Consider the following 25,585-nt stretch of genomic DNA (forward strand, 5'->3'; position numbering starts at 1 on the left):
CCACCGCGGACAGGATCATCTGCCGCTGCGGGGTCAGACGACGTCCGCTCCCCCGGAGCTTCTGCGCCAGCTCGTCGGCCATCAGGACCTCTTGAGACGGGCCCACAGGTGCGGCTGGAGCTCGTGCCCGGTCGCGGCCATGTCGTACGCGTACAGCAGGTCGCCCTCGACGTTGCCGTACATGCGGCTGCCGCCCGTGACCTGTTTCGCCGACTCGGTGAACGAGACGCCGGCGGTGTGCATCTCGACCTTGCCGGCGTCGGCGTGGCCGTACCAGATCTCCGAGATGCCGCTCGAGTGCGACAGGAGCAGCTCGAGCTTGCCGCCCTCGCCGCAGCGCAGGAAGCCCGACTCCATCGCCGCGTCGCGGACGAACTCACCGGACTCGTCGGTGATCCACGAGCGCGCCATGTAGTGGAAGAAGGGGCGGCCGTCGTGGGTGAAGATGAGCTCCTGGCCGAACTGGAACTTCTCGATCGACGGGTAGTCGCCGTGGCCGCTGCCGACCCACTTGCCGAGCATCCACGCGACGGGCATGCAGTTGGGGTGAAGGTTGTCGGGCAGTTCGAAGGCCATGGCGCCGAGTCTAGTCTGGCCCCATGCCTCAGCCCCCGCTCCGCAAGCTCGTCGTCAAGGTCACCTGCGGCGCCGAGGACGCCGAACGCTGCAACCAGGGATTCACGGTCGCCTCGATGGCAGCCCTCGCCGGCGCCGAGGTGTCGCTGTGGCTGACCGGCGAGGCGGCCTGGTTCGGAGTTCCGGGCCGGGCCGAGGAGTTCTCCCTCCCGCACGCGGCGCCCCTCGCCGACCTGCTCGAGGCGGTCGCGGCCACCGGCACCGTCACCGTGTGCACCCAGTGCGCCGAGCGCCGCCAGATCACCACCGACGACCTGCGCCAAGGCGTACGCATCGCCGGCGCCGCCGTCTTCGCCGAGGAGATCCTGCGCGAGGGCGTCCAGGCGATCGTCTACTGACCCCGGGCGCTGCCCCGGGCGGCGTCGCGGAACGTACCCCTCCCGGAGGCGTCGACGTCACCTGCCGTTCACCGGCGGGTGTCACACTGCCCCGCATGGCCGAACCGTCGACGCTGCCCAGCACCACGTCGTCCTCCGTGGACGACGGACCGACCAGCGAGACGTACGACCACCCGAGCGAGACGTTCGACGTCGAGCCGCCGTACGCGCCCGGCAGCGCCGACCTGGCTGCGGTGGAGAAGTTCGAGGACCGGTTCATCGACCGCGAGCTGTCCTGGCTGAGCTTCAACCAGCGGGTGCTGGAGCTGGCCGAGGACCCGCGGCTGCCGCTGCTGGAGCGGGCCCGGTTCCTGGCGATCTTCGCGAGCAACCTCGACGAGTTCTTCATGGTCCGCGTCGCCGGCCTCAAGCGCCGTATCGCCGCCGGTGTCGCCGTCCGGGCGGCCTCCGGGATGCTGCCGCTGGAGCAGATGGCGCGCCTGCGCGAGACCGCGACGGCACTGATGCAGCGCAAGGCCCACTGCCTGCACGACGACCTGCTGCCGGCGCTCGCCGAGCAGGGCATCGAGATCGTCCGGTGGGCCGACCTGGACCGCGACGAGCAGCGGGCCTGCAAGAAGATGTTCAAGGAGCGCATCTTCCCCGTGCTGACGCCGCTGGCCGTCGACCCGGCGCACCCGTTCCCGTACATCTCGGGACTCTCCCTCAACCTCGCCGTGGTGGTGCGCCACCCCAAGAACGGCACCGAGCACTTCGCGCGGGTGAAGGTGCCGCAGACGTTCGCCCGGTTCGTGCCGGTCGGCGACCAGCGGTTCGTCCCGCTGGAGGACGTCATCGGCGAGCACCTCAAGAAGCTGTTCCCCGGCATGGAGGTCGTCACCGCCCACATGTTCCGGGTGACCCGCAACGAGGAGCTCGAGGTCGAGGAGGACGACGCCGAGAACCTGCTCGCGGCGCTGGAGAAGGAGCTGCTGCGGCGCCGCTTCGGCGACGCGGTGCGCCTGGAGGTCGAGGAGACGATGGACGAGCGGGTGCTCGCTCTGCTCGTCTCCGAGCTCGGCATGCAGTCCGACGAGGTGATCCGGCTGCCCGGACCGCTCGACCTGCGCGGTCTGCACTCGATCGCCGACCTGCCCCGCGACGACCTGAAGTTCCCCGCCTTCCTGCCCTCCACGCACGCCGATCTCGCGGAGGTCGAGTCCGCCTCGCCGGTCGACGTCTTCGACTCCGTACGACGCCACGACGTGCTGCTGCACCACCCGTACGACTCGTTCGCGACGTCGGTGCAGCGGTTCATCGAGCAGGCCGCCGCGGACCCGCACGTGCTCGCGATCAAGCAGACGCTGTACCGCACCTCGGGCGACAGCCCGATCATCGACGCCCTCATCGACGCCGCCCAGGCCGGCAAGCAGGTGCTGGTGATCGTGGAGATCAAGGCGCGCTTCGACGAGCAGAACAACATCCGCTGGGCCCGCAAGCTGGAGCAGGCCGGCTGCCACGTCGTGTACGGCCAGGTCGGGCTCAAGACGCACTGCAAGCTGGCGATGGTGGTGCGGGACGAGCCCGACGGGATCCGCCGCTACACCCACATCGGCACCGGCAACTACAACCCCAAGACGGCCCGGATGTACGAGGACCTGGGCCTGCTGACCACGGACACCGCCATCGGCGAGGACGTCGCGCACCTGTTCAACAACCTGTCCGGCTTCAGCCGCAACGCCTCGTACGAGGAGCTGCTGGTCGCCCCCGACAACGTCCGCTCCCAGCTGGTGGCGCAGATCCACGAGGAGATCGGCCACCACCGCGCCGGGCGTCCGGCCCGGATCCGGATCAAGGCGAACTCGATCGTCGACGAGGCCGTCATCGACGCCCTCTACCTGGCCTCGCAGGCCGGGGTGCCCGTCGAGCTGCTGATCCGCGGCATCTGCGCGCTGCGCCCGGGCGTGCCCGGACTCTCGGAGACGATCCGGGTGCGGTCGGTGCTGGGCCGCTTCCTGGAGCACAGCCGCGTGTTCTGGTTCGCCGGCGGCGGTGAGCCGACGTCGTGGATCGGGTCGGCCGACATGATGCACCGCAACCTGGACCGTCGCGTCGAGGTGCTGGTGCGCGTTCCGGGGACCGACAACCCGCGCCGGATCGAGGCGCTGCTGGACCTCGCGTTCGCGGAGGACACCGATGCGTGGGAGCTGGACTCCTCCGGGGAGTGGCACCGCAACGGCGGCTCCGAGCACCTCCAGGAGACCCTCGTCAGGGTGCACGGCAGCCGGCGGCGCTGAGCCGTACGACCCCGTGGCGGCGAGCGCCGCGGAACTGGTGCCTGCCACGTCACAGCCGGTGCATTTGCGCGTGGCGCGCAGGCAGGCCCTAGCATGGTCGATCGGTTCGACTTCCCTTCACTCTCCGCCCACCGGGAGTTTCCGTGGCTTTCAAGTTCCGCCCCGTCGACGGGTCCTTCTACGACCTGTTCTCCACCTCGGCCAACCACCTCGTGGTGGGGGCCGGCCTGCTGAGCGAGATGCTCAGCGGCACCGGCGACCGTGAGGACATCGCGCGTCGCATGCGCGAGGCCGAGCACGCCGCCGACGAGACCACGCACCAGATCGTGAAGCGGGTCAACTCCACGTTCGTCACCCCGTTCGACCGCGAGGACATCTACTCGCTTGCCTCGGGCCTCGACGACGTGATGGACATGATGGACGAGGCGGTCGACCTCATCCTCCTGTACAACGTCACCGAGCTGCCCGCGGAGACCTCCGAGCAGGTCGAGGTGCTGCGCCGCTGTGCGGAGCTGACCGCCGCGTCGATGCCCGGCCTGGAGTCGATGGCCAAGCTCGACGAGTTCTGGATCGAGATCAACCGCCTCGAGAACACCGGCGACAAGTCGTACCGCCGGATCCTCGCCGGTCTGTTCAACGGCGAGCGCGACGCGCTCGAGGTGATCAAGGTCAAGGACGTCATCGAGGCGCTCGAGGGGGCGATCGACGCGTTCGAGACCGTCGCCAACATCGTCGAGCAGATCGCGGTCAAGGAGTCCTGACCCGATGGAACTCGCGATCATCATCGCGGTAGTCGTCATCGCCCTGATCTTCGACTACACCAACGGCTTCCACGACGCGGCCAACGCCATCGCCACCTCGGTGTCGACCGGCGCGCTCACCCCCCGGGTGGCGCTCGGCATGGCGGCCGTCATGAACTTCGTGGGGGCGTTCCTCGGCCAGAAGGTCGCCCACACGGTCTCGGAGACCATCGATCCCGGCGTCGGCACCCATGCCCTCGTGATCGTCGCGGCCGGTCTGGTCGGCGCCATCGCGTGGAACATGATCACCTGGTACTTCGGTCTTCCGTCGTCCTCCTCGCACGCCCTCATCGGCGGTCTCGTCGGCGCGGCCGTCGCGGCCGGCGCCACGGCCCACTGGGACACGGTGCTGGAGAAGGTCGTCATCCCGATGTTCGTCTCGCCGGTGGTCGCCTTCACCCTCGGCTTCGGCGTGATGCTGGCGATCATGTGGATCTTCCGCCGCGCCAACCCGCACAAGGCGCACCGTGGCTTCAAGATCGCCCAGACGGTCTCCGCCGCCGCCATGGCCCTGGGCCACGGCCTCCAGGACGCCCAGAAGACGATGGGCGTCATCTTCCTGGCGCTGCTGGCCGGCAACCACGTGACCGAGGGCCAGGACCTCCCGATCTGGGTCATCGCGGCCGCTGCCGCGGCGATCTCGCTCGGCACCTGGTCCGGCGGCTGGCGCATCATGCGCACCCTCGGGCGCCGCATCATCCACCTCGACCCGGCCCGCGGCTTCGCGGCCGAGTCTGTGGCCGCGGCGGTGCTGTACACCACCTCGTACGGCTTCTCCGCCCCCATCTCCACCACGCACACCATCACCTCCGCCGTCATGGGCGTGGGCGCCACCAAGCGCCTCTCCGCCGTCCGGTGGGGCGTGGCGAAGTCGATCGTGTGGGCATGGGTGCTGACGTTCCCGATGGCCGCCGCGGTCGCCGCGATCACGTACTTCGTGGCGCACCCGTTCCTGCCCTGAGGTCCTGCTCGACCGACCGACGTAGGAAACCCCCGTGCCGTCGCCCCTGAGGCGATGAAGCGGGGGTTTCCTACGTCCGTCTACTGGCCGCTCGCGCGGACCCTCAGGCGCTGAGGCGTACCCCGCTCTCGGTGTCGAAGACCGCGATCCGCGAGTGGTCGGGCACCAGCCGTACGGTCTCGCCCTTGGCCAGGGGCATCCGGCCGGGGACGCGGGCGACGATCTGGTGCAGGACGGAGTCGCGTCCCGGCACGGCGGGGGTCGCGTACACGTAGGCGTCCGCGCCGAGCTCCTCGACGACCGAGACCGTCACGGGGTAGCCGTCCTCGCCCTCGGAGGCGACCCGCCAGGCCTCGGGCCGTACGCCCAGGGTGATCTCGCCGGAGGACTTCGCGGCGACGGAGCGGTCGACGGGCATCGCGTACCCGTCGACGAAGGCCTCGCCGGAACCGGTCGTGGTCGCGCTGATCAGGTTCATCGACGGCGAGCCGATGAAGCCGGCCACGAACAGGTTGGCGGGCCGGTCGTACAGCGCCAGCGGGGTGTCGACCTGCTGCAGGACGCCGTCCTTCATCACCGCGACGCGGTCGCCCATCGTCATCGCCTCGATCTGGTCGTGGGTGACGTACACCGTGGTGATGCCGAGGCGGTGCTGCAGGGCCGCGATCTGCGTGCGCGTGGAGACGCGCAGCTTGGCGTCCAGGTTGGACAGGGGCTCGTCCATGCAGAAGACCCGCGGGTGGCGCACGATGGCGCGCCCCATGGCGACGCGCTGGCGCTGCCCGCCGGAGAGCGCCTTGGGCTTGCGGTGCAGGTAGTCGGTGAGGTCGAGCATGGTGGCCGCGTCGGCGACCCGGGCGGCGCGCTCGGCCTTGGGGACGCCGGCCAGCTTGAGGGCGAAGGCCATGTTGTCGGCCACCGTCATGTGCGGGTACAGCGCGTAGTTCTGGAAGACCATCGCGATGTCGCGGTCCTTGGGCGGGACGTTGTTGACGACCACGTCGTCGATGCGCACCTCGCCCGCGGTCACCTCCTCGAGCCCGGCCAGCATCCGCAGGCTCGTGGACTTGCCGCAGCCTGAGGGGCCGACCAGCACCATGAACTCGCCGTCGCCGATCTCGAGACTGAAGTCGTCGACCGCGGGGCGGTCGGCCCCGGGGTAGATCCGCTGGGCACGGTCGAACACGACTGAGGCCACGGTGGTCCCTCCTCCACCGGCGTCACGCGACGCCGGACGCTGTGCGGCCGCGGACGGTTCACCCGCGACACGGTACTTGTAGTGGTAGCGCTTCCACGGTCCCGTTGTCCAGAGACCAAGGGCCTGACCTGCGCAAAGTGGCCGATCAGAGGCAGAAGTGCCAGAAGACCCTTGACAGGGTATGTGACGGCTGCCACGGTTGCAACGGCAACAGTTGTGGAAGCGCTCTCACACTTCGGGGAGTGGAGCGCGAACAGACCCAGGAGTGACAGTGACCCCTTCGCTTGGTTCCACCGGCGGGCCCGCGCCCGCCGTTCCGCCGCGTCCCCACGTCCGCCGAGCCTGGCGTCGAACGCTCTCCCTGAGCGTCGTCGCCCTGCTGGCGCTCCCCCTCGCCGCCTGCGGTTCCGACTCCGACTCGGAGTCCGAGGACGGCACAGTCGAGATCTCCATCGCCACCTTCAACGAGTTCGGCTACGAGGAGCTCATCGAGGAGTGGAACGAGGCCAACCCGGACATCCAGGTCACCCAGAAGAAGGTCGGCACCTGGGACGACGCCAAGGAGAACCTCTTCACCAAGCTCGCCAGCGGCTCGGGTCTCAGCGACATCGAGGCGATCGAGGGCGACGCGATGCCGGCCATCCTGGCCGAGTCCGACGCCTTCACCGACCTGAGCGACTCCGCCCTCGACGGCCGCTGGCTGGACTGGAAGGCCGCAGCCGGCAGCAACGCCGACGGCCAGATGATCGGGTACGGCACCGACATCGGACCCGAGGGCATCTGCTACCGCGGCGACCTCCTCGAGAAGGCCGGCATCCCGGCCGACCGTGAGTCCGTCGCCAAGCGCTGGACCACCTGGGAGGACTACTTCGCCGACGGCCAGAAGTTCGTCAAGGCGATGCCCGACACCGCCTGGTACGACTCCAGCGGCGGCACCGCGCAGGCCATGCTCAACCAGGTGGCCAACCCGTTCGAGCAGGACGACAACACGATCGACGTCGAGAACGACGACCTCAAGGCCGTGTGGGACGCCGTGACCGGTCACATGGACCTGTCCACCAACAACCCGCAGTGGAGCGACGACTGGAACGCCTCGTTCCAGAAGGACGCCTTCGCGACGATGGCCTGCCCCGGCTGGATGATGGGCATCATCGAGGGCAACTCCGAGGGTGTCACCGGCTGGGACTTCGCCGATGTCTTCCCCGGCGGTGGCGGCAACTGGGGCGGCTCGTTCCTGACCGTCCCGGCGCAGAGCGAGCACCCGGACGAGGCCAAGGAGTTCGCTGCCTGGATCACCGCTCCTGAGCAGCAGATCCGCGCGTACCAGGCGATCGGCGCATGGCCGAGCGCTGCTGAGGCCCAGGAGGCACCCGAGGTCCTCGAGTCCACCAACGAGTTCTTCAACAACGCCCCGACCGGCGAGATCTTCTCCAACCGCGCTGCCGCGGTCGAGATCCAGCCGTACAAGGGACCGAAGTACTCCGACATCCTCAGCGCCTTCCAGGCCGCGATCCTGCGCGTCGACGAGGGCAAGAACTCTCCCGACGAGTCGTGGGAGACGTTCCTGACCGACGTCGCGGCGCTCTGAGGCGACCGAGCAGTCCATGACCGCTGAGGTGAACGGCCGGGTCGGGCGGGGGCAGCAGCCCCCGCCCGGTCCGGCACGCCCCGCCACGGCCCCGCGCCTCACCCTGAGGCAGCGGCTCAGCCGGCTCGACACGAAGTTCTCCCCGTACCTGTACGTGGCGCCGTTCTTCGTCGTCTTCGCCGTGGTGGGCCTCTTCCCCCTCGTCTACACCGCGTACGTCTCCGTCTTCGACTGGAGCCTGCTGGGCGGCAAGGGCGAGTTCGTGGGCCTCGACAACTACGAGCAGGTCGTCGGCAGTCCGTACTTCGGCCGCTCGGTCGTCAACACCTTCAGCATCTTCCTGCTCTCCTCGGTGCCGCAGATCCTGCTGGCCCTGGTCATCGCGGGCCTGCTGAACACCGAGCTGCGCGCCAAGACCCTGTGGCGGATGAGCGTGCTGCTGCCGTTCGTGGTCGCCCCGGTGGCGGTCGCGATCATCTTCGGCAACCTCTTCGGCGACAAGTACGGCCTGGTCAACGAGATGCTCGGCTGGATCGGCATCTCGCCGGTGCAGTGGCACGTGGACCGGCTGGCCAGCCACTTCGCCATCGCCACGATGGTCAACTGGCGCTGGACGGGCTACAACGCCCTCATCCTGCTGGCCGCGATGCAGGCCGTGCCGCGCGAGCTGTACGAGTCGGCCGCCCTCGACGGCGCCGGCAAGGTCCGCCAGTTCGTCTCGGTGACGATCCCGATGATCCGACCGACGCTCATCTTCGTCATCGTGACCTCCACCATCGGTGGCCTGCAGATCTTCGCGGAGCCGCGGCTGTTCGACGAGACGCTGGCCCGCAACGGCGGCAGCGACCGCCAGTTCAGCACCGTCACGATGCTCATCTACGACTTCGGGTGGCGCCTGCGCGACCTGGGCCAGGCGTCGGCGACCGCGTGGCTGCTGTTCCTCATCATCGTCGCGGTCGCGGTGGGCAACTTCCTGCTCACCCGGCGCCTGTCCGGAGAGGGAGGCAAGCGATGACGCGCCGTCCCGGGTTCCTCGTGTACGGGCTGCTGACCGCCTTCGTGCTGGGCTCGTCGCTGCCCCTGTACTGGTCGTTCCTGTCGGGCTCGCACACCCAGGCGGAGATGTCGGGCGCCGACAAGCCGCTGCTGCCCGGTGGCCACTTCCTCGACAACGCCTCCCGCGTGCTCGACACGGTCCCGTTCTGGAAGGCGATGGGCAACAGCCTGCTCGTCTCGTCGGTGACCGCCACCTCGGTGGTCTTCTTCTGCACCCTGGCCGGGTTCGCCTTCGCGAAGTTCTCCTTCCGCGGCCGCAACACCCTGCTCGTCTTCGTCATCGCCACCATGGCGGTGCCGACCCAGCTGGGCGTCGTCCCGCTCTTCATCCTCATGGCCAAGCTCGGCTGGGCCGGGTCGATGTGGTCGGTGATGGTCCCGTGGCTGGTGACCGCGTTCGGCGTCTTCTTCATGCGTCAGTACCTCGTCGACGCGGTGCCGGACGAGCTGATCGAGGCGGCCCGCATGGACGGCTGCTCGACCTTCCGCACGTTCCTGGCCGTGGGGCTGCCCGCGGCCCGACCGGCCGCCGCGATCCTGTGGCTGTTCACCTTCATGCAGGTGTGGACGGACTTCTTCTGGCCGCTGATCGCGCTCAACTCCGACAACCCGACCCTGCAGGTCGCGCTCAACCAGCTGCAGAGCGGCTACTTCAAGGACTACAGCCTGGTGCTGGCCGGCACGACGCTCGCCACCATCCCGCTCCTCGTCCTCTTCCTCTTCACCGGCCGCCAGTTCGTGTCCGGCATCATGCAAGGAGCCGTCAAGGGATGACCCCCTCCGCTTCCCCCTCCCCCGTCCGCCCGCCCCTGGTCTTCCCGCAAGGGTTCGTGTGGGGTGCGGCGACCGCCTCGTACCAGATCGAGGGTGCTGTCGCCGAGGACGGCCGTACGCCGTCCATCTGGGACACCTTCGCCCGCGTCCCCGGCGCGGTGGCCAACGGCGACACCGGTGACGTGGCCTGCGACCACTACCACCGGATGCCTGCCGACGTGGTGCTGATGAAGTCGCTCAACCTGGACTCGTACCGCTTCTCGATGGCGTGGCCGCGGGTCCGCCCGGACGGTGGCCCGGTCAACCCCGCGGGGCTGGCGTTCTACGACCGTCTCGTGGACGAGCTGCTGGCCCACGACATCCTCCCGTGGGTCTCGCTCTACCACTGGGACCTGCCGCAGACCCTCGAGGACGCGGGCGGCTGGACCAACCGCGACACCGCGTACCGGTTCGTCGACTACGCCCTGTCCGCCTTCGAGGCGCTCGGTGACCGGGTCGGGGTGTGGACGACGCTCAACGAGCCGTTCTGCAGCGCCTTCCTCGGGTACGCCAGCGGCGAGCACGCGCCGGGACGCCAGGAGCGTGCCGCCGCGCTGGTGGCGGCGCACCACCTCAACCTGGCCCACGGGCTGGGCATCTCGGCGCTGCGCGAGGCGGGGGCGGAGGTGCCGCTGGGCGTGACGCTCAACTTCACCGTCGCCGACCCGGCCGATCCCGCGTCGGAGGCCGACTGGACCGCGGCCCGACGCATCGACGCGTTGCACAACCGCGTCTTCCTGGACCCTGTGCTGCGCGGCGAGTACCCCGCCGACCTGCTCGAGGACACCCGCGACCTGACCTTCGAGGGCCGCGGCTGGCAGGAGTGGATCCTGGACGGCGACCTCGACCTGACGGCGCCGCCGATCGACCTGCTGGGCGTCAACTACTACCAGGGGATGGCGGTCTCCGCGGAGCCCGCGCCAGGTGCCGGCCAGCCGGTGCCCGGGCCCGGCGGACGCCCCGTGCACAGCCCGTTCGTGGGCAGCGAGCACTTCTCGATGCCGTCGCGGGGGCTGCCCGTCACCGACATGGGCTGGGACGTCCAGCCCGAGGGCCTGACGCGTCTGCTGGTCCGGCTGTCCGAGGAGTACGGCAACCTCCCGTTGTACGTGACGGAGAACGGCGCCGCGTACGACGACCGCGCCCCGAGCGGCGGCCGGGTGCGCGACGAGGGCCGGCGCTCGTTCCTCGAGCAGCACCTCGCCGCCGTGCACGACGCGATCGGCCTCGGCGCGGACGTGCGCGGGTACTTCGCCTGGTCCCTGCTCGACAACTTCGAGTGGGCGCACGGCTTCCACCGCCGCTTCGGCATCGTGCACGTCGACTACGAGACCCTCGAGCGCACCCCCAAGGACAGCGCGCTCTGGTACGCCGGCGTGGCGCGCACGGGAACCATCGGGTGAGCAGGGACGAGGTTGTCGTAGCGTGAGCCGAGTGAAGTCCACCCCCGAGACCAGCGACGCGCTGCCGACGCTGGACGAGGTCGCACGCCTGGCGGGGGTCTCCCGGGCCACCGCGTCGCGCGCGATCAACGGGGGCAACCGGGTGAGCGCCGCGGCCAAGGCCAAGGTGGACCACGCCGTCGCCGAGCTGGGGTACACGCCCAACCAGGCCGCACGCAGCCTCGTCACCCGGCGTACGGGCTCGGTCGCCGTCGTGGTGCCCGAGCCGGACGAGCGCGTCTTCGCCGACCCGTTCTTCGCGAGCACCCTCAGCGCGGTCAACCGCGAGCTCGCCGACCGCGACCTGCAGCTCGTGCTCCTGCTGGCCCAGCCGGGCGAGCAGGAGGAGCGGATGCTGCGGTACCTGCGCAACCGGCACATCGACGGCGCGATCGTGGTCTCCCACCACCGGGCCGACAACCTGGCCGACCACCTCGCCGCCCTGGGCCTGCCCTGCGCGTTCGTGGGCCGCCCGTGGACGGGGGCGGACCGGGTGTCGTTCGTCGACACCGACAACGTCGAGGGCGGACGGCTCGCGACCGAGGCGCTCGTCGACCGCGGCTGCACCGCCATCGGCACCATCACCGGCCCCACCGACATGACCGCCTCCCTGGACCGCCTGGCCGGCTGGCGCAGCGCGATGGGTGCGGCCGGCCTGGAGCAGGACGCGATCGAGCAGGGCGACTTCACCGAGGTGGGCGGCGAGCGCGCGGCCAGCGCCCTGCTGTCGCGTCACCCCGAGCTGGACGGCCTGTTCGTGGCCTCCGACCTGATGGCGCTCGGTGCGCTGCGGGTGCTGGCCGAGACCGGACGCCGGGTGCCCGAGGACATCGCGGTGGTCGGGTACGACGACCTGGGCGCCGCCGAGCGCACCACCCCGCCCCTGACGACGGTCTCGCACCCCGTCAGCGAGATGGCCTCACGCGCCACCAAGCTGCTGATCGAGCAGATGGACGCCACGGGTACGTCGCTGCCGATGCGGTTGATCTTCACCCCGAGCCTCGTCCGCCGCGACAGCGCCTGAACCCGCGTACGACGAAACCCCGGCGGCAGGGAGACGCGCCGGGGTTCCGCCTGTCGCGGAGGTCGGCCAGACACCCCTGCCGGCCGACCGCCGACTCACCCGAAGCGGCCGGAGATGTACGCCTCGGTCGACTCGTTGTCCGGGTTCGCGAACATCTTGGCCGTCGAGTTGAACTCGACCAGGTGGCCCGGTTCCCCGGTGGCGCGCAGGTTGAAGAAGCCGGTGTCGTCGGAGACGCGGGCGGCCTGCTGCATGTTGTGGGTGACGATCACGATCGTGTACTCGGACTTCAGCTCGTGGATGAGGTCCTCGATCGCGGACGTGGAGATCGGGTCGAGCGCCGAGCACGGCTCGTCCATCAGCAGCACCTGCGGCTCCACGGCGATCGCGCGGGCGATGCACAGCCGCTGCTGCTGGCCGCCGGACAGGCCCATGCCGGGTTTGTTGAGCCGGTCCTTGACCTCGTTCCACAGGTTCGCGCCGCGCAGGGAGCGCTCCACGATGTCGTCGGTCTCCGACTTCTTGAGCTTCTTCGCGTTGAGGCGGTTGCCGGCGACCACGTTCTCGTAGATCGACATCGTCGGGAACGGGTTGGGCCGCTGGAAGACCATGCCGATCTGGCGGCGCACGGCCACCGGGTCGACGTCGGGGTCGTACAGCGACTGGCCGTCGACCATCACCTTGCCCTCGACGCGGGCGCCGGGGATCACCTCGTGCATGCGGTTCAGCGAGCGCAGGAAGGTCGACTTGCCGCAGCCCGAGGGGCCGATGAAGGCGGTGACGGACTTGGCCTTGATGGTCATGTTGACGCCCTCGACCGCGAGGAAGTCCCCGTAGTAGATGTTGAGGTCGGAGACGTCGATGCTCTTCGCCATGGTTCTCAGGTTCCTTCGTTCTTCGTCTCAGCGGCCGGTCTTGGGAGCCAGCAGCCGACCCAGCAGCCGCGCGAGGAGGTTCAGCAGCATCACGATCGCGATGAGCACCAGAGCCGCGCCCCAGGCGCGCTCCTGGCCGAACTCCGGCGGCACGCCGGGCTGGGTGTAGGAGTAGTAGATGTAGACCGGCAGCGTCATCATGCGTTCGCTGAACAGGTCCCAGTTGACCGAGTCGGTCTTGCCGGCGATCACCAGCAGCGGCGCCGTCTCGCCGATCACGCGGGCGATGGCGAGGGTGACGCCGGTGAGGATGCCGCTCATCGAGGTCGGCAGGACCACCTTCACGATGGTGCGCCACTTCGGCACCCCCAGCGCGTACGACGCCTCCCGCAGTTCGTGCGGCACGAGCTTGAGCATCTCCTCGGTGGCCCGCACCACGATCGGGATCATGAGCACCGACAGGGCCACGGCGCCGCCGATGCCCATCCGCACGCCGGGGCCGAAGATCAGCACGAACAGCGCGTACGCGAAGAGGCCGGCCACGATCGACGGGATGCCCGTCATGACGTCCACCAGGAACGTGATCCAGCGGGCCAGCCGGGAGCCGGCGCCGTACTCGACGAGGTAGACCGCGGTGAACAGGCCGATCGGCACCGAGATGACGGTCGCGGCCAGCGTGATCATCACCGATCCGATGATGGCGTGGTAGATCCCGCCGCCCTCGCCGACGACGTTGCGCATCGAGAAGGTGAAGAAGTCCGCGGACAGCACCGGCAGCCCGTTGGACAGCACCGCCCAGATCAGGGACGCCAGCGGCACCACGCCGACGGCGAAGGCGACCCAGACCAGCGACCCCATGAGGCGGTCCACGGCGCCGCGGCGTCCCTCGACGACGTGGCCCCAGACGGTCAGCACGACCAGGTGGACCACGAGGGCGAGGAGCACGGCGACGACGGTCCCGAGCCCGCCGACCGCGAGGCCGAGGACGCCGACGGCGGCCGACGCGACGGCGACCAGGGCGGGCGCGCTGCGCGGCAGGCGCGGGGCGACCAGCGGGAGCGATGACTCCACGGCCGGTGCGCGTTCGACGAGGTCGGTCATCGCGTGCTCCTGTTCTGCGAGCGGGCCACGACGGCGCGGGCGGCGAAGTTGACCGCGAAGGTGATCACGAAGAGCACCAGGCCGCTGGCGATGAGCGCGTTGACGCTGGCGCCGGACGCCTCGGGGAACTTGAGCGCGATGTTGGCCGCGATCGTCGACGGGTTGGTGGCCGAGATCAGGTTGAACGTGATCACGCCCGACGCCGAGAGCACCATGGCGACCGCCATCGTCTCGCCCAGCGCGCGGCCCAGGCCGAGCATCACCGCCGACACCATGCCGGAGCGGGCGAACGGGAAGACGGTCAGGCGGATCATCTCCCAGCGGGTCGCCCCGAGGGCGAGCGCCGCCTCCTGGTGGAGGGCGGGCGTCTGGGTGAAGATCTCGCGGCTGATCGCGGTGACGATCGGGATCACCATGAGCGCCAGGACCAGGCTGGCGGTCAGGATCGTACGACCGGTGGTGGCGGGCCCGGCGAACAGCGGGATGAACCCCAGGTTGTCGGCGAGCCAGACGTAGAAGTCCTTGACGAACACGCCGAGGAACCCGATGCCCCACAGGCCGTACACGACCGAGGGCACCGCGGCCAGCAGGTCGATCACGTACCCCAGGACGCCGGCGAGGCGGCGTGGGGCGTAGTGCGAGATGACGAGCGCCATGCCGATGGCCAGGGGCGTGGCGACCAGGAGGGCGATGACGGCCGCGAGGAGCGTGCCGAAGACCAGCGGCCAGACGTACAGGACGAAGTTGTCCTTGCCGCCCAGCGCGTGCGGCTCGGCGGTGAGCCCGGGCAGGCCCTCCGCGGTGAGGAAGATGGCCACGCCGGCGAGCGCGGCCAGGATGACGAGGGCCGCACTCCGGCTGAGGCCCTCGAAGACGACGTCACCGACGCGCCGCTTGGCGCGGGGCGGCTTCGCCGTGGGGGTGATGGTGGATGACAACGGTTTCTCCCTGCCGTGTGTCCGGCGCCGACGTGCGGCGACTCCTCGTGGGGGTCGCCGCACGCGGCACCGTGCGGCCTCAGTTGGCCGAGATCTTCTCGACGGCAGCCGTGGCGGCCGACGCGACGTCGGCCGACAGCGGGGCGGAGCCGGCGCTCTCGGCGGAGGCCTTCTGGCCCTCGTCGGACAGCACGTAGGTCAGGTAGCCCTTGACCAGGTCGGCGGTCGCGGCGTCGTCGTAGGACTGGCAGGCGATGAGGTACGAGGCCAGCACGATCGGGTACGTGCCCGCCTCGGTGGTCTTGTGGTCGATGTCGACGGTGAAGTTGACCTCGGAGGCCTCGTCGACGCGCGGGGAGGCGCCGATGATCTTGGCGGCCGCCTCGGCGTCGGGCGCGACGAAGTCGTCACCGACCTTCACGTTGACCTTGCCGAGCTCGCCGGCCTGGCTGGCGTCGGCGTACCCGATGGTGTTCGGGTTGTCGGTGACCGCGGCCACGACGCCGGAGGTGCCGGTGGCAGCCTCGCCGCCCTCGATCGGCCACTCGTCGGCCGGCTCGTGCTTCCAGCCACCGGCGGCGGCCAGGTACTCGGTGAAGTTCTCCGTGGTGCCGGAGCCGTCGGCGCGGTGGACCGGGTTGATGGTCTCGTCCGGCAGGGTGACGCCCTCGTTGTCGGCGGCGATCTTCGGGTCGTTCCACTTCGTGATGGAGCCGTCGAAGATGCCGGCGATGGTGGCCGGGGCGAGGTTGAGGTCCTCGACGCCGTCGAGGTTGTAGATCACGGCGATCGGGCTGACGTACGCCGGCACCTGGATCGGCTCGGCGCCGCAGGTCTCGGTCGCGGCGCTGAGCTCGCCCTCGTCGTCCTTGAGGTACGAGTCGGACCCGGCGAACGCGGTGCCGCCGGCGATGAACTGCTCGCGGCCGCCACCCGAGCCGACCGGGTCGTAGTTCACGGTGACGTCGGAGTTGGCGGTCTGGAACGCGGCGCGCCAGGCACCCTGCGCGGCCTCCTGGGAGGAGGCGCCAGCACCGTTGAGGGTGCCGGAGAGGCCGTCGGCCCCGCCGTCACCCGAACCGCCGTCGGTCTCGTTGGCGGCACCGCAGGCCGACAGGGCGATGGCGAGGACTGCCACGCCGGGGACGAAGGCCTTGCGGATGGAAGTGGTCTTCACTTCATGTCTCCTGGTGAGTGCATGGATCTCTGATGACACCAGGGAGTCTGGGAGCCACAGGTGACCGGATCCTGCGGCCCGGGTGAACGCCGGGTGAACTCGAACCGCACGCTTGGGGACGCCACGAGACGGCCGTCACCTCGGTCGGGGATCATGCCTCCGGGCGGGTCTCCCCCGGCTGCAGTACCTGCGTGGAGACCACGACGCCCTTGCGCACCTGCGCGACGACCAGCTCGCCGGGGGCCAGCTTGACCGGCTGCGTGCCGAGCGCCTCGAGGAGTGAGGGCAGCACCGGACGGTGGCTGCACACGACCACCGGGTCGCGGCCGGCCGCGAGCGAGGCGAGCAGGTCGCGGATCCCCTCGTCGTCGTGGCCCTCCTCGGTGAGGCACTCGTGACCGTGCACGTCGAGGCCGGCCCGGCGCGCGTACGGCAGGACCGTGTCGAGGCACCGGGTGGAGGTGGAGGTGTGGACGGCTCGTACGCCGTGGGCCAGGAGCAGCGCCACCAGGTCGGCGGCCTGCTGGTGGCCGGTGGCGTGCAGGCCGCGGGCGCGGTCGCCGCCCCCTCGGCGCTCGTCGGCGCGGTCGGCCTCACCTCGCGGCATGGCCTTGCCGTGGCGGAGCACCACGACGGGGTGCGTACGTCGGGCCACCGGCCGCGCCGCGGCGAGGATCGTCCGGTCCCGGCGGTAGCTGAGCAGCGCCTCGGCCTCGTCCCAGCCCAGCCAGCGGACCTCGTCCACCTCCGCGTTGGGGACGAAGTCGACCTCGTCGTGCCCGGACAGCGGGTGCCCGACCCAGTAGTGGACGACCTTCTGCCGGCCGTTGCCCAGCCCGTACCGCTGCTGCGGGAGCGGGCGACCGAGGCGCACCTCGACGCCGGCCTCCTCGAGCACCTCCCGCACGGCGGCCGTCGTCACGTGCTCGCCGGGGTCGAGCTTGCCCTTGGGGAACGACCAGTCGTCGTACTTGGGCCGGTGCACCAGCAGCACCTGCGTGCCCTTGGCACGGACCACGACGGCACCGGCAGCGAGGACGTCGCGCGACAGCATGGGGCTAGTGAAGCATCCGGGCGGGCCCGGGACCGCGCCGACCTCAGTCGCCGTCGACCGGCGGACGCGGCCGTATGGGCAGGAGGCCCAGGAGCGCGTCGATCTGCTCGGTGGTGAGGTGCTCGTCGGACTCGCTCGCCGCGATGATCAGCGTGGTGGTGAGCTCGACCTCGTTGAGGAGGTCGCCGTCCTCGAGGGTGACGTCGAACTGGTCGTGCACGACATCACCTCACTTCACGACAGGGCTGGGATACCACCATGCCCCGAAGGTGGGTAGTTGAAACAGGTCAGTCAGAAAAATGATCCAGATTGGGCAGTCGGGGCCCCCAACACGAGGGACCGGGGCCCCATCCGAACGGATGGGACCCCGGTCCTCGAAGAACTGGACGGTGCGTCCAGCGGCCGCAATCAGAGCGGACGGACGTTCTCCGCCTGGGGGCCCTTCGGGCCCTGGGTGACGTCGAACTCGACCTTCTGGTTCTCGTCCAGGGACTTGTAGCCCTGGGTCTGAATCGCGGAGAAGTGCACGAAGACGTCGTCGCCGCCGTCCTCCTGCGCGATGAAGCCGAAGCCCTTCTCAGCGTTGAACCACTTCACGGTGCCCTGAGCCATTTGCTCGTTACTCCTTTGTCGGGGCGAGAGCCGTCACTTCGACGGCCCACACCAGATGCGGTGACACGTCGCTCCGACTGTCGTGAGTGGTACTCCCACGAAGTGAAACGCCGTTGGATCACAAACCTCCGCTGGCGTCGACCTGCTGGATGTGCACCTGCTGCGATGGTGACCCTACCAACGTTGACCCGGAAGGAAACCATCTGCGCGTGTCAATTTCAGATGCTGTGTGAACTTTGGGTGACACGCGTGGCCTCTCGCGTGGCCGGCGCCGCGGGCATCGGGCCACGCGGACGCACTCACTCCTGGAGCATCTGCTCCCGCACCAGACGGCGCATCACCTTGCCGATCTGCGAGCGCGGCAGGTCGTCGACGACGGTCACCGCGCGCGGGAGGGCGTACCGGGGGAGACGCTGCTCGGCGTACGCGCGCAGCTCCTCCAGGGTCGGCGCGGGCGCGGACTCGACCAGGACGACGGCGACCGCGACCTGCTCCTCGTCGCCGTGCGGGAGCCCGACCGCGGCGACGTCGAGGATGCCCTCCATGGTGCGCAGGTGGTCCTCCACCTGGGACGGGTACACCTTGAACCCGCCGACGATGATCATCTCCTTGACCCGGTCCACGAGGGTGACCCAACCGTCGGCCTCGACCCGGACCACGTCCCCCGTACACAGCCAGCCGCCCTCGAGGAGCTGGCCGGCCGTCTCGTCGGGACGGTTCCAGTAGCCGTCGAAGACCTGCGGGCCACGGACCAGCAGCTCACCGCGCACGCTGCCGTCCTCGGCGGGGACCGCCTCGACGGTGTGGTCGTCCTGGTCGACGACCCGCATGTCGGTGTTGGGGAACGGCACCCCCAGGGTGCCGGGGCGCCGCGCGGGCGAGCAGGGGTTGCCCAGCGCGATCGGGGCGCACTCCGTCATGCCGTACCCCTCGATGAGGAGGCCGCCGGTGGCCGCCTCCCACCGCTCCACGGTGTGCCGCGGGATCGGCATCGCGCCGGCGAAGCCCAACCGGATGGAGCGCAGTCCCTCGGCGGGCGGTCGGCGGTCGGCCTCCAGCGCGTCGACGATCCGGTCGTACATGGGCGCGACGCCCGCCAGGAAGGTCGCTGGGCGGCGCTTCTGGGCGGCGATCACGGCCGGCGGGTCGAAGTTGGGGAACGCCACCAGCGTGGCCCCGATGTGCCCGGGCAGCGTGAGGCAGAAGGTGAGGCCGAAGGCGTGGAAGAACGGCAGCACGCCGTACACGGTCTCGCCGCCCTCGGTGAACCCCGCCCACTCCTGCCCGTGGACGACGTTGGCGACCAGGTTGCGGTGGGTCAGGCGCGCGGCCTTGGGGGTGCCGGTCGTGCCGCCCGTGTACTGCAGCAGCGCCAGGTCCGCGCTCGCCCCGAGGGGTTCGGCGGCGCTGGGGGCGGCCGCGTCGACGAGCCGGTGGAAGTCGGCGACGCCGTCGGGCACGGGACCGTCGAGGGCCGCGCGCTTCTCCTTCGCCTTGGACACCGGCAGGCGCAGCATCAGCTGGGCGGTGCGGGGCAGGTCCTTGGCGACGTCGACGGCGATCACGGTCTGCACGGCGGAGGTGTCCCGGGCGGCCACGACGTCGGCGATCCCGTGGCGCCACGCCAGCACGGTGGTCGCGCCGGAGTCGGCCAGCAGGTGGGCCATCTCGCCGGTGGTGTACGTCGGGTTGAGCTCGACCACGACGGCGCCCAGGCGCAGTGCGGCGTGGAAGGCGATGACGTGGGAGGCGCAGTTGGGCAGCGACAGCGCCACCCGGTCACCCTCGCCGACCCCGATACCCGCGAGCACCGTCATGGTGCGCCGGATCCGGTCGTCGAGCTGTGCGTACGTCGTGGTGGCCCCGAGGAAGTCGACGGCGACCCGGTCGGGCCAGCGCCGCGCCGCGCGGACCAGGCCGGCGGTGATCGCCTCGTCGGGCAGGTCGACCCGGTCGCGGACGCCGGGGCCGTAGTGGATCACCCAGGGGCGGGACGCGGACTCCGCGCCAGCCCCGGCACTGCTTGCCATGCTGTCCATCCGGCCAGTGTCCACCCACCGGCGTGGCACCGCGAGAGGCGGTGTCCCCTGTTCAACGGACCAACGTCCCGCGGCGTAGAGTGGTGCGCCACTTCGAGACCAGCCACCCGCCTCGGCGGCGTCGGCACCGCGAAGGAGGGGCCGTGGGCCAGGACCGTACCGACGAGGAGACGCCCGGCTCGACGGCGCCCACGGAGGGTAGGACCCCCGAGGAACGAGCCGTGCAGCGCCGCATCGCGGCCGCCAGCGACGTCTCGTCGGTGGTGGACGCGCAGATCCGCGACGCGACGCTGCGGGGCGCGTTCGACGACCTGCCCGGCGCCGGCAAGCCGCTGACGGACCTCGGGCCCACGCACGACCGAGACTGGTGGCTCCGGAAGATGGTCGAGCGGGAGCAGATCGCCCTGCTGCCGCCGAGCGTCCAGCTGCGGCACGACGACGCCGCCCTCGACGAGCGGCTCGACACGTTCTCCACGGAGAAGCAGGTCCGCGCCGAGCTCGAGGAGTTCAACGCCCGCGTCATCCACGCCCGCTACACCAACCACGGCGGTCCGCCGCTGGTCACCATGCCGCGCGACGTCGAGGCCGAGGTGGCCGCGTGGGAGCGGCGTCGGGCAGTACGGCTGGAGCGCAACCGTGCCGTCGCTGCCCGGGCCGCCGCCGAGGAGGCGGTTCCGCGGCGTCGCTGGTGGCGGTTCGGACTCAGCCGTTGAAGAAGCCGGACAGCCAGCCACGCACCGGCGTGAACCGCTGATCGACGACCTGCTGCGCGTCCACCATCGTGACGCCCTCTCCCCCGGTTGGCGCCCGCCGGTCACGGGCACCCCGGAGCCTGGCTCCGGGAGCCGGCCGAGGCACGCGGCTCGGTCGCGCCGGCGACACAGTGACCCGCCCCAGCACGTCCGGGGCATCCGAGCCCGCCGCCCACCCACCGGTAGGCTTCGCGCGGGCCCTTAGCTCAATTGGCAGAGCTCCGGACTTTTAATCCGTTGGTTGTGGGTTCGAGTCCCACAGGGCCTACTACTGCGCCGTCCCGCCTGACAGGGTGGCGCGATGAGCACGACGTACGTGATCCGTCCCGCCACGGCCGAACGCTTCGACGACGTGGCCACCATGGTCGGCCCCAAGCGGCCCGACGCCAACGTCTGCTGGTGCCTGAGCCACCGCATCGACTCGCGCACGAACCAGTCCCTGGCGGGGACCGAGCGGCGCGACTTCGTCCGCCGCCTCTGCCGGGCCGAGGTCGCGCCCGGCGTGCTGGCGTACGACGGCGACGAGGTCGTCGGGTGGGCGGCGGTGGCGCCCCGGGCCGACCTCCCGATCGCCCGCTCGACCAAGATCGACGCCGTCGACGACCTGCCCGTGTGGAACGTGATCTGCCTCCGGGTCCGCCCCGGCCACCGGCGCAAGGGCATCTCGCACGCCCTGCTCGAGGGCGCGGTGGCGTTCGCCGCCGAGCACGGCGCCCCGGCCGTCGAGGGCTGCCCGGTCGACAACAAGGGCGAGAAGGTCGACCTGACGATGGCGTTCGTGGGCACCCGGAAGCTGTTCGAGGACGCGGGCTTCACCAAGGTGGCCGACACCCGGTCGGTCAGCGGAGGCTTCCCGCGCGTCATCATGCGCCGGAAGCTGTGACGACACCGCAGGCAGTTCGAGCGCCGAGCCGCCGCTCCACGCGGGGCCGCCGGCCCGGCGCCGGTGAACTGCCTGCGCCGCTGCGGCGTCAGCCGTAGTGGCAGACGTACGACACGGCGTCGGTCACCTCGATGGCGAACGACGACGACGCGGGCACGGAGAACGAGTCCCCCGCTCCGTAGGCGACCCACTCGTCGCTGCCGGCGAGCTTGACCCGGCACGCACCCGAGTGGAGCTCCATCACCTCGGGAGCCTCGGTCCCGAACTCCAGCGACGCCGGCAGGATCACGCCGGCCGACTTCCGGGTGCCGTCGGCAAGGAAGAAGGTGTGGCTGACGCAGGCGCCGTCGAAGTAGACGTTGGCACGCGGGTCGAGGGTCACGTTGGCGTAGACGTTCTCAGCGGTCACGGTCGCTGAGCCTAGTCAGGGCGCCACCAGCGCCGGCGCGGGCGTACCTCCTGCAACGCCTCCGGCAGCTCGGCCAGGCGGCTGGGCAGCACGGCACCGCGGGGCAGCCGCTGCGCCGTGGCCAACCCACGGTCGAGCCGGCGGCGCTGGCTGCGAGTGAGCAGCGGCGGACGGTGGGTGCCGGCGCGGGGGTCGAGGCGTCGTACGGCCCGCAGCGCGCGCAGCGCCGCCAGGTCGTCGGTGGCGTACTCGGCGTACAGCTGCGCCCACCGCTCCTCGCGCCCCTCGGCGGGGGCGTCGGGAGAGAACGCCTCGTAGATGCGGGTGCGGTGCCCGCGCATCCCCGGGTCGTGGCTGCCCGAGGAGGCCAGCGCCTTCCACTTGCGGACGAACTCCTCGTACGTGGGCGACTCGTGGTGCAGCAGCCGCAGGCCCGGGTCGGCGTACGCCTCCACCCGCTCCTGGTCGACGCCGGTCGCGTGGTGCACCCCGAACCCGACGGGCGCCCCGGGCCGGACGCCGACCTTGCCGGCCACGTGTCCTCGGAACCAGGCACGGTTGTCAGCACGGTCGATCACGCCGGCCGCGCGCAGCCGCTCCAGCCGCCATCTCGGGAGCAGCCGCTTGAACCAGACCCGCGTCCCCGTGACCGCCTCGAACGGGGTCAGCCGGACCACGTCCACCTCGTCGGGCACCGCCGCCAGCGCGGCCCGGTCGACCAGGGGCGTCTCGTCGCCGTCCACGAAGAAGAGCCAGTCGACGAACCCGGCCTCGGCGCAGGCGACCCGGACCAGGTTGGCCGCGATCCGCTGCCGCCCGTTGAGCGACCATCCACCGCCCTGCCCACCGCCGTCGCGGAAGGTCGAGCCGAGCACGACACACGTGGTCCGGGGACGCTCGGCGAGCATCGCCTCGACCTCGGGCTGCTCGCCGTCGAGGACCACCACGACGTGGTCGACGCCGTTGGCGAGCGTGTACCGCACGAAGCGCCGCACGTTGGCGACGTCGTCGCGCACCAGCGTGACCGCGAGGACCAGTCCTGGTGCCATGCCGCGCCTCCCGTCGCGCCGCACACGGCGCCGTCGGTTCCGCCCGTCCTCCTCCAGAGTGGCACGCGCCCCCTGTGCCGCGCGACCCACAGACCGGGCAGAGCGGACCGGGCGGGCATGGCCTGATTCACACCGGGACCGCGGCCCGTCCGCGGCGCTCCTGACCTAGGGTCGAGCGCATGACCGGATTCATCCCCGAGGAGACCTCCGACGAGGACGTCGAGGCCGAGCGGACCACGTACGGCCCGATCGCCTCCGTCCTGCGCGAGCTGGCCGAGTCCAGCATCCGCACCCAGGTCTCGCCCGAGAAGGCCGCCGAGGCGGTGCGCGCCCTCGAGCAGGTCCGCGACCTGCTCAACTCCGACCTGGGCGGCGCGTCGTACGGCGTCCGCATCCGCCAGGACGGCACCAGCCGCGCCTGGGGCAACAACGTGATCGGGGTCCGCAACCCGCTGGCTCCCCCACTGACCATCCACCACGAGCCGGACCACGTGTGGAGCGAGTTCACCCTCGGCCCGCAGTACGAGGGCCCGCCCACCCTGGTCCACGGCGGCGTCTCGTCGCTCATCCTCGACCAGCTGCTCGGCGAGGGCGCCGCGGCAGCGGGCCACTCCGGGATGACGGCGTACCTCAACGTCACCTACAAGCGCCCCACGCCGCTCGGTCGGCTGCGCGCCGAGGCCCGCCTGGACCGCGTGGACGGCTGGAAGGCGTACATGGTCGGCTCGATCAGCGACGACGAGGGCGTGACGGTGGAGGCGGAGGGCCTCTTCATCCGCCCGCGGTGGGCGCGCACGATCCCCGAGGACAGCGCGACCCTGCGGTTCGACTGACGCACGACAGACAACGAGGGCGGCCCCGGACCCCGGGACCGCCCTCGTGGCGTCTGTACGTGCGGTGCGCGTCAGCGCTTCTCGGACGGCACCCCGCGGGCGCCGCTGTCGGTGAGCCGCGCCTCCTCCGCCGCGGCGGACTCCAGCTCGACGCGGCGCGCCTCCTCGGCGGCCGCCTTCTCCGCGTCGTACGCGCCCGGCTCGGAGACGAGGCCCGCGAGCCCGCCCTCGATCCGCTTGAGCGCGGACCTCGCGAAGATCTGCTGCATCGTGGTGGTGCGCTCCGAGCGACCACGGCCCAAGAACGACACGGCCCAGTGGAGCAGCGCCGTCACGCGGGACTTGAAGCCGGTGATGTAAATCAGGTGGACGAAGAGCCAGGCCAGCCAGGCGATCACGCCGGTCAGGCGCAGCTTGCCGATCATCGCGACCGCCCGGAAGCGGCTGATGATGGCCATCGAGCCCTTGTCGAAGTACTTGAAGGGCTCCTGCGGCGGCTTGTTCTCGAGGCGGTTGCGGATCTCCTTGGCGGCGTACTTGCCGCCCTGGATGGCCACCTGCGCGACACCGGGGAGGTTGTCGAGGGCGATCATGTCGCCGACGACGAAGACCTCGGGGTGGCCGGGGAGCGTGAGGTCGGGGTTGACCGCGATCCGGCCGGCGCGGTCGAGCGGGGCACCGGTCTGCTCGGACAGCGTCTTGCCGAGCGGGCTGGCCTGCACGCCGGCGGCCCAGATCTTGGTGACCGAGCTGATCCACTCGGTGCGGCCGTCCTTGAACTTCACCTCGAGGCCGCGCTCGTCGACGTTGGTGACCATCGCGCCGAGCATCACCTCGACGCCGATCTTCTCCATCTCGGCCTTGGCCTTGGCACCGAGGACGGCACCGAACGGCGGCAGCACCTGCGGCGCGGCGTCGATGAGGATGACGCGGGCCTGGCGGGTGTTGATGGAGCGGAAGTCGCGACGCAGGGTGCGGTGGGCCAGCTCGGCGATCTGGCCGGCCATCTCCACGCCGGTCGGGCCCGCGCCGACGACGACGAACGTCAGCAGGTGGTCGACGTCGTCGCCGCGCTTGGCGCCGATCTCGGCCAGCTCGAAGGCACCGAAGATGCGGCCGCGCAGCTCGAGGGCGTCGTCGATGCTCTTCATCCCGGGCGCGTGCTCGGCGAACTGGTCGTTGCCGAAGTACGACTGGGTGGCGCCGGCGGCCACGACGAGGCTGTCGTAGCTGTTGACGGTCTCGCGGCCGAGCACCTGGGAGGTGACCGTACGGGCCTCGAGGTCGATGTCGGTGACCTCACCGAGCAGCACCTGGGCGTTCTTCTGGGAGCTGAGGACCTCACGGGTGGGAGGCGCGATCTCGCCCTCGGACATGATGCCCGTCGCCACCTGGTAGAGGAGGGGCTGGAACAGGTGGTGGGTCGTCTTGCCCACCAGGGTGATGTCGACGTCGGCGCCGCGCAGCGCCTTGGTGCTGAAGAGGCCACCGAAGCCGGAGCCGATCACGACCACCTTGTGCCGTTCGTCGCCCTGTGCCTGTGCCATTGATCGTCCTCCTGGGATGTGCCGCGTCCTCATGAGGTCGAGCAACGCGAACTCACCCATTCTTCCCCCCGCCGACGTGAGGTGGCCAACTACCATGCCCGCCAAGCGCGTACGAGTGACGAAGACGACATCCGCAGTACTATCAGTCGGTCACGCCGGGCGGGGCTGCCACAGCCGCGCCCGG

25 protein-coding genes and 1 tRNA gene are annotated in these 25,585 nt (G+C 70.7%); 13 read left to right on the forward strand and 13 right to left on the reverse strand.

Annotated features, from left to right (window positions below; translation table 11 throughout):
- Positions 1–81: 81 nt before the first annotated feature.
- On the reverse strand, positions 82–576 hold the full coding sequence (locus ACI379_RS09470) for an FABP family protein (protein WP_439791835.1): 495 nt from the start codon (positions 574–576) through the stop codon (positions 82–84).
- Positions 577–599: 23 nt separating this feature from the next.
- On the opposite strand from ACI379_RS09470, the gene ACI379_RS09475 reads away from it, so the two are divergent.
- The 4 genes from ACI379_RS09475 to ACI379_RS09490 all read left to right on the forward strand — a co-directional run bounded on the left by ACI379_RS09475 (position 600) and on the right by ACI379_RS09490 (position 5,011).
- Positions 600–974: a DsrE family protein gene (locus ACI379_RS09475; protein ID WP_439791836.1), complete on the forward strand. Its 375-nt coding sequence runs from the start codon at positions 600–602 to the stop codon at positions 972–974.
- A gap of 95 nt (positions 975–1,069) precedes the next feature.
- Complete coding sequence (locus ACI379_RS09480) at positions 1,070–3,250, forward strand: RNA degradosome polyphosphate kinase (RefSeq protein ID WP_439791837.1); 2,181 nt, start codon at positions 1,070–1,072, stop codon at positions 3,248–3,250.
- Positions 3,251–3,393: 143 nt separating this feature from the next.
- A complete protein-coding gene (locus tag ACI379_RS09485; RefSeq protein WP_439791838.1) occupies positions 3,394–4,011 on the forward strand; it encodes a DUF47 domain-containing protein in 618 nt (205 codons plus the stop codon).
- 4 nt (positions 4,012–4,015) lie between these two features.
- Positions 4,016–5,011, forward strand: a complete 996-nt coding sequence (locus ACI379_RS09490; RefSeq protein ID WP_439791839.1) for an inorganic phosphate transporter — start codon at positions 4,016–4,018, stop codon at positions 5,009–5,011.
- A gap of 103 nt (positions 5,012–5,114) precedes the next feature.
- Here ACI379_RS09490 and ACI379_RS09495 read toward each other — a convergent pair whose 3' ends face one another.
- Positions 5,115–6,209, reverse strand: coding sequence for an ABC transporter ATP-binding protein (locus ACI379_RS09495; RefSeq protein WP_439791840.1), 1,095 nt, complete (start codon positions 6,207–6,209; stop codon positions 5,115–5,117).
- A gap of 271 nt (positions 6,210–6,480) precedes the next feature.
- Here ACI379_RS09495 and ACI379_RS09500 point away from each other — a divergent pair, with 271 nt between their 5' ends.
- The 5 genes from ACI379_RS09500 to ACI379_RS09520 are packed head-to-tail and all read left to right on the forward strand — an operon-like array spanning position 6,481 to position 12,132.
- Positions 6,481–7,797 (forward strand): ABC transporter substrate-binding protein, encoded by a 1,317-nt coding sequence (locus ACI379_RS09500; protein WP_439791841.1) that lies wholly within the window; start codon positions 6,481–6,483, stop codon positions 7,795–7,797.
- A gap of 16 nt (positions 7,798–7,813) precedes the next feature.
- On the forward strand, positions 7,814–8,812 hold the full coding sequence (locus ACI379_RS09505) for a carbohydrate ABC transporter permease (protein ID WP_439791842.1): 999 nt from the start codon (positions 7,814–7,816) through the stop codon (positions 8,810–8,812).
- Complete coding sequence (locus tag ACI379_RS09510) at positions 8,809–9,627, forward strand: carbohydrate ABC transporter permease (RefSeq protein ID WP_439791843.1); 819 nt, start codon at positions 8,809–8,811, stop codon at positions 9,625–9,627. The genes ACI379_RS09505 and ACI379_RS09510 overlap by 4 nt, the downstream gene beginning before the upstream one ends.
- Positions 9,624–11,069 (forward strand): glycoside hydrolase family 1 protein, encoded by a 1,446-nt coding sequence (locus ACI379_RS09515; RefSeq protein WP_439791844.1) that lies wholly within the window; start codon positions 9,624–9,626, stop codon positions 11,067–11,069. The genes ACI379_RS09510 and ACI379_RS09515 overlap by 4 nt, the downstream gene beginning before the upstream one ends.
- A gap of 31 nt (positions 11,070–11,100) precedes the next feature.
- On the forward strand, positions 11,101–12,132 hold the full coding sequence (locus tag ACI379_RS09520; RefSeq protein ID WP_439791845.1) for a LacI family DNA-binding transcriptional regulator: 1,032 nt from the start codon (positions 11,101–11,103) through the stop codon (positions 12,130–12,132).
- Between the two features lie 95 nt (positions 12,133–12,227).
- On the opposite strand, the gene pstB is transcribed toward ACI379_RS09520, so the two are convergent.
- The 8 genes from pstB to ACI379_RS09560 form a co-directional block, all read right to left on the reverse strand.
- The gene (gene pstB, locus ACI379_RS09525; RefSeq protein WP_439791846.1) at positions 12,228–13,007 is read right to left on the reverse strand and encodes a phosphate ABC transporter ATP-binding protein PstB; all 780 of its coding nucleotides are present in this window, start codon (positions 13,005–13,007) and stop codon (positions 12,228–12,230) included.
- Between the two features lie 27 nt (positions 13,008–13,034).
- Positions 13,035–14,108, reverse strand: coding sequence for a phosphate ABC transporter permease PstA (pstA, locus tag ACI379_RS09530; protein WP_439791847.1), 1,074 nt, complete (start codon positions 14,106–14,108; stop codon positions 13,035–13,037).
- A complete protein-coding gene (pstC, locus tag ACI379_RS09535; RefSeq protein WP_439791848.1) occupies positions 14,105–15,046 on the reverse strand; it encodes a phosphate ABC transporter permease subunit PstC in 942 nt (313 codons plus the stop codon). The genes pstA and pstC overlap by 4 nt, the downstream gene beginning before the upstream one ends.
- A gap of 79 nt (positions 15,047–15,125) precedes the next feature.
- Positions 15,126–16,223 (reverse strand): phosphate ABC transporter substrate-binding protein PstS, encoded by a 1,098-nt coding sequence (pstS, locus tag ACI379_RS09540; RefSeq protein WP_439791849.1) that lies wholly within the window; start codon positions 16,221–16,223, stop codon positions 15,126–15,128.
- 151 nt (positions 16,224–16,374) lie between these two features.
- Complete coding sequence (locus ACI379_RS09545; protein ID WP_439791850.1) at positions 16,375–17,277, reverse strand: NUDIX domain-containing protein; 903 nt, start codon at positions 17,275–17,277, stop codon at positions 16,375–16,377.
- Between the two features lie 43 nt (positions 17,278–17,320).
- Positions 17,321–17,497: a hypothetical protein gene (locus tag ACI379_RS09550; protein WP_439791851.1), complete on the reverse strand. Its 177-nt coding sequence runs from the start codon at positions 17,495–17,497 to the stop codon at positions 17,321–17,323.
- 188 nt (positions 17,498–17,685) lie between these two features.
- Entirely contained in the window at positions 17,686–17,889 is a 204-nt protein-coding gene (locus ACI379_RS09555) for a cold-shock protein (RefSeq protein WP_439791852.1), read from the reverse strand.
- Positions 17,890–18,188: 299 nt separating this feature from the next.
- Positions 18,189–19,928, reverse strand: coding sequence for an AMP-binding protein (locus tag ACI379_RS09560; RefSeq protein WP_439791853.1), 1,740 nt, complete (start codon positions 19,926–19,928; stop codon positions 18,189–18,191).
- 221 nt (positions 19,929–20,149) lie between these two features.
- Between ACI379_RS09560 and ACI379_RS09565 the strand changes: the two genes are divergently transcribed.
- From ACI379_RS09565 to ACI379_RS09575, 3 genes are all read left to right on the forward strand, one after another.
- Positions 20,150–20,641, forward strand: a complete 492-nt coding sequence (locus ACI379_RS09565) for a DUF1992 domain-containing protein (RefSeq protein WP_439791854.1) — start codon at positions 20,150–20,152, stop codon at positions 20,639–20,641.
- A gap of 234 nt (positions 20,642–20,875) precedes the next feature.
- A tRNA-Lys gene (locus ACI379_RS09570) sits at positions 20,876–20,948 on the forward strand.
- A gap of 33 nt (positions 20,949–20,981) precedes the next feature.
- A complete protein-coding gene (locus ACI379_RS09575) occupies positions 20,982–21,563 on the forward strand; it encodes a GNAT family N-acetyltransferase (RefSeq protein ID WP_439791855.1) in 582 nt (193 codons plus the stop codon).
- Positions 21,564–21,651: 88 nt separating this feature from the next.
- On the opposite strand, the gene ACI379_RS09580 is transcribed toward ACI379_RS09575, so the two are convergent.
- Both ACI379_RS09580 and ACI379_RS09585 read right to left on the reverse strand, forming a co-directional pair.
- Entirely contained in the window at positions 21,652–21,972 is a 321-nt protein-coding gene (locus tag ACI379_RS09580) for a pyrimidine/purine nucleoside phosphorylase (RefSeq protein WP_439791856.1), read from the reverse strand.
- An 11-nt stretch (positions 21,973–21,983) separates the two neighbouring features.
- The gene (locus ACI379_RS09585) at positions 21,984–23,021 is read right to left on the reverse strand and encodes a glycosyltransferase family 2 protein (protein WP_439791857.1); all 1,038 of its coding nucleotides are present in this window, start codon (positions 23,019–23,021) and stop codon (positions 21,984–21,986) included.
- A gap of 179 nt (positions 23,022–23,200) precedes the next feature.
- On the opposite strand from ACI379_RS09585, the gene ACI379_RS09590 reads away from it, so the two are divergent.
- Positions 23,201–23,854, forward strand: coding sequence for a PaaI family thioesterase (locus ACI379_RS09590; RefSeq protein WP_439791858.1), 654 nt, complete (start codon positions 23,201–23,203; stop codon positions 23,852–23,854).
- A gap of 71 nt (positions 23,855–23,925) precedes the next feature.
- Here the strand turns inward: ACI379_RS09590 and ACI379_RS09595 are convergent, their stop codons facing one another.
- Positions 23,926–25,401: an NAD(P)/FAD-dependent oxidoreductase gene (locus tag ACI379_RS09595; RefSeq protein WP_439791859.1), complete on the reverse strand. Its 1,476-nt coding sequence runs from the start codon at positions 25,399–25,401 to the stop codon at positions 23,926–23,928.
- Between the last annotated feature and the right edge of the window lie 184 nt (positions 25,402–25,585).

Source organism: Nocardioides sp., from assembly GCF_051876515.1.
In the GTDB taxonomy this organism is placed as follows: Bacteria; Actinomycetota; Actinomycetes; order Propionibacteriales; family Nocardioidaceae; genus Nocardioides.

Coding starts and splice junctions, on each gene's coding strand:
- ACI379_RS09470 (WP_439791835.1), bottom strand. CDS start 576: ATGGCCTTCGAACTGCCCGACAACCTTCACCCCAACTGCATGCCCGTC.
- ACI379_RS09475 (WP_439791836.1), top strand. CDS start 600: ATGCCTCAGCCCCCGCTCCGCAAGCTCGTCGTCAAGGTCACCTGCGGC.
- ACI379_RS09480 (WP_439791837.1), top strand. CDS start 1,070: ATGGCCGAACCGTCGACGCTGCCCAGCACCACGTCGTCCTCCGTGGAC.
- ACI379_RS09490 (WP_439791839.1), top strand. CDS start 4,016: ATGGAACTCGCGATCATCATCGCGGTAGTCGTCATCGCCCTGATCTTC.
- ACI379_RS09505 (WP_439791842.1), top strand. CDS start 7,814: ATGACCGCTGAGGTGAACGGCCGGGTCGGGCGGGGGCAGCAGCCCCCG.
- ACI379_RS09510 (WP_439791843.1), top strand. CDS start 8,809: ATGACGCGCCGTCCCGGGTTCCTCGTGTACGGGCTGCTGACCGCCTTC.
- ACI379_RS09515 (WP_439791844.1), top strand. CDS start 9,624: ATGACCCCCTCCGCTTCCCCCTCCCCCGTCCGCCCGCCCCTGGTCTTC.
- pstB (WP_439791846.1), bottom strand. CDS start 13,007: ATGGCGAAGAGCATCGACGTCTCCGACCTCAACATCTACTACGGGGAC.
- pstA (WP_439791847.1), bottom strand. CDS start 14,108: ATGACCGACCTCGTCGAACGCGCACCGGCCGTGGAGTCATCGCTCCCG.
- ACI379_RS09545 (WP_439791850.1), bottom strand. CDS start 17,277: ATGCTGTCGCGCGACGTCCTCGCTGCCGGTGCCGTCGTGGTCCGTGCC.
- ACI379_RS09555 (WP_439791852.1), bottom strand. CDS start 17,889: ATGGCTCAGGGCACCGTGAAGTGGTTCAACGCTGAGAAGGGCTTCGGC.
- ACI379_RS09560 (WP_439791853.1), bottom strand. CDS start 19,928: ATGGACAGCATGGCAAGCAGTGCCGGGGCTGGCGCGGAGTCCGCGTCC.
- ACI379_RS09575 (WP_439791855.1), top strand. CDS start 20,982: ATGAGCACGACGTACGTGATCCGTCCCGCCACGGCCGAACGCTTCGAC.
- ACI379_RS09585 (WP_439791857.1), bottom strand. CDS start 23,021: ATGGCACCAGGACTGGTCCTCGCGGTCACGCTGGTGCGCGACGACGTC.
- ACI379_RS09590 (WP_439791858.1), top strand. CDS start 23,201: ATGACCGGATTCATCCCCGAGGAGACCTCCGACGAGGACGTCGAGGCC.
- ACI379_RS09595 (WP_439791859.1), bottom strand. CDS start 25,401: ATGGCACAGGCACAGGGCGACGAACGGCACAAGGTGGTCGTGATCGGC.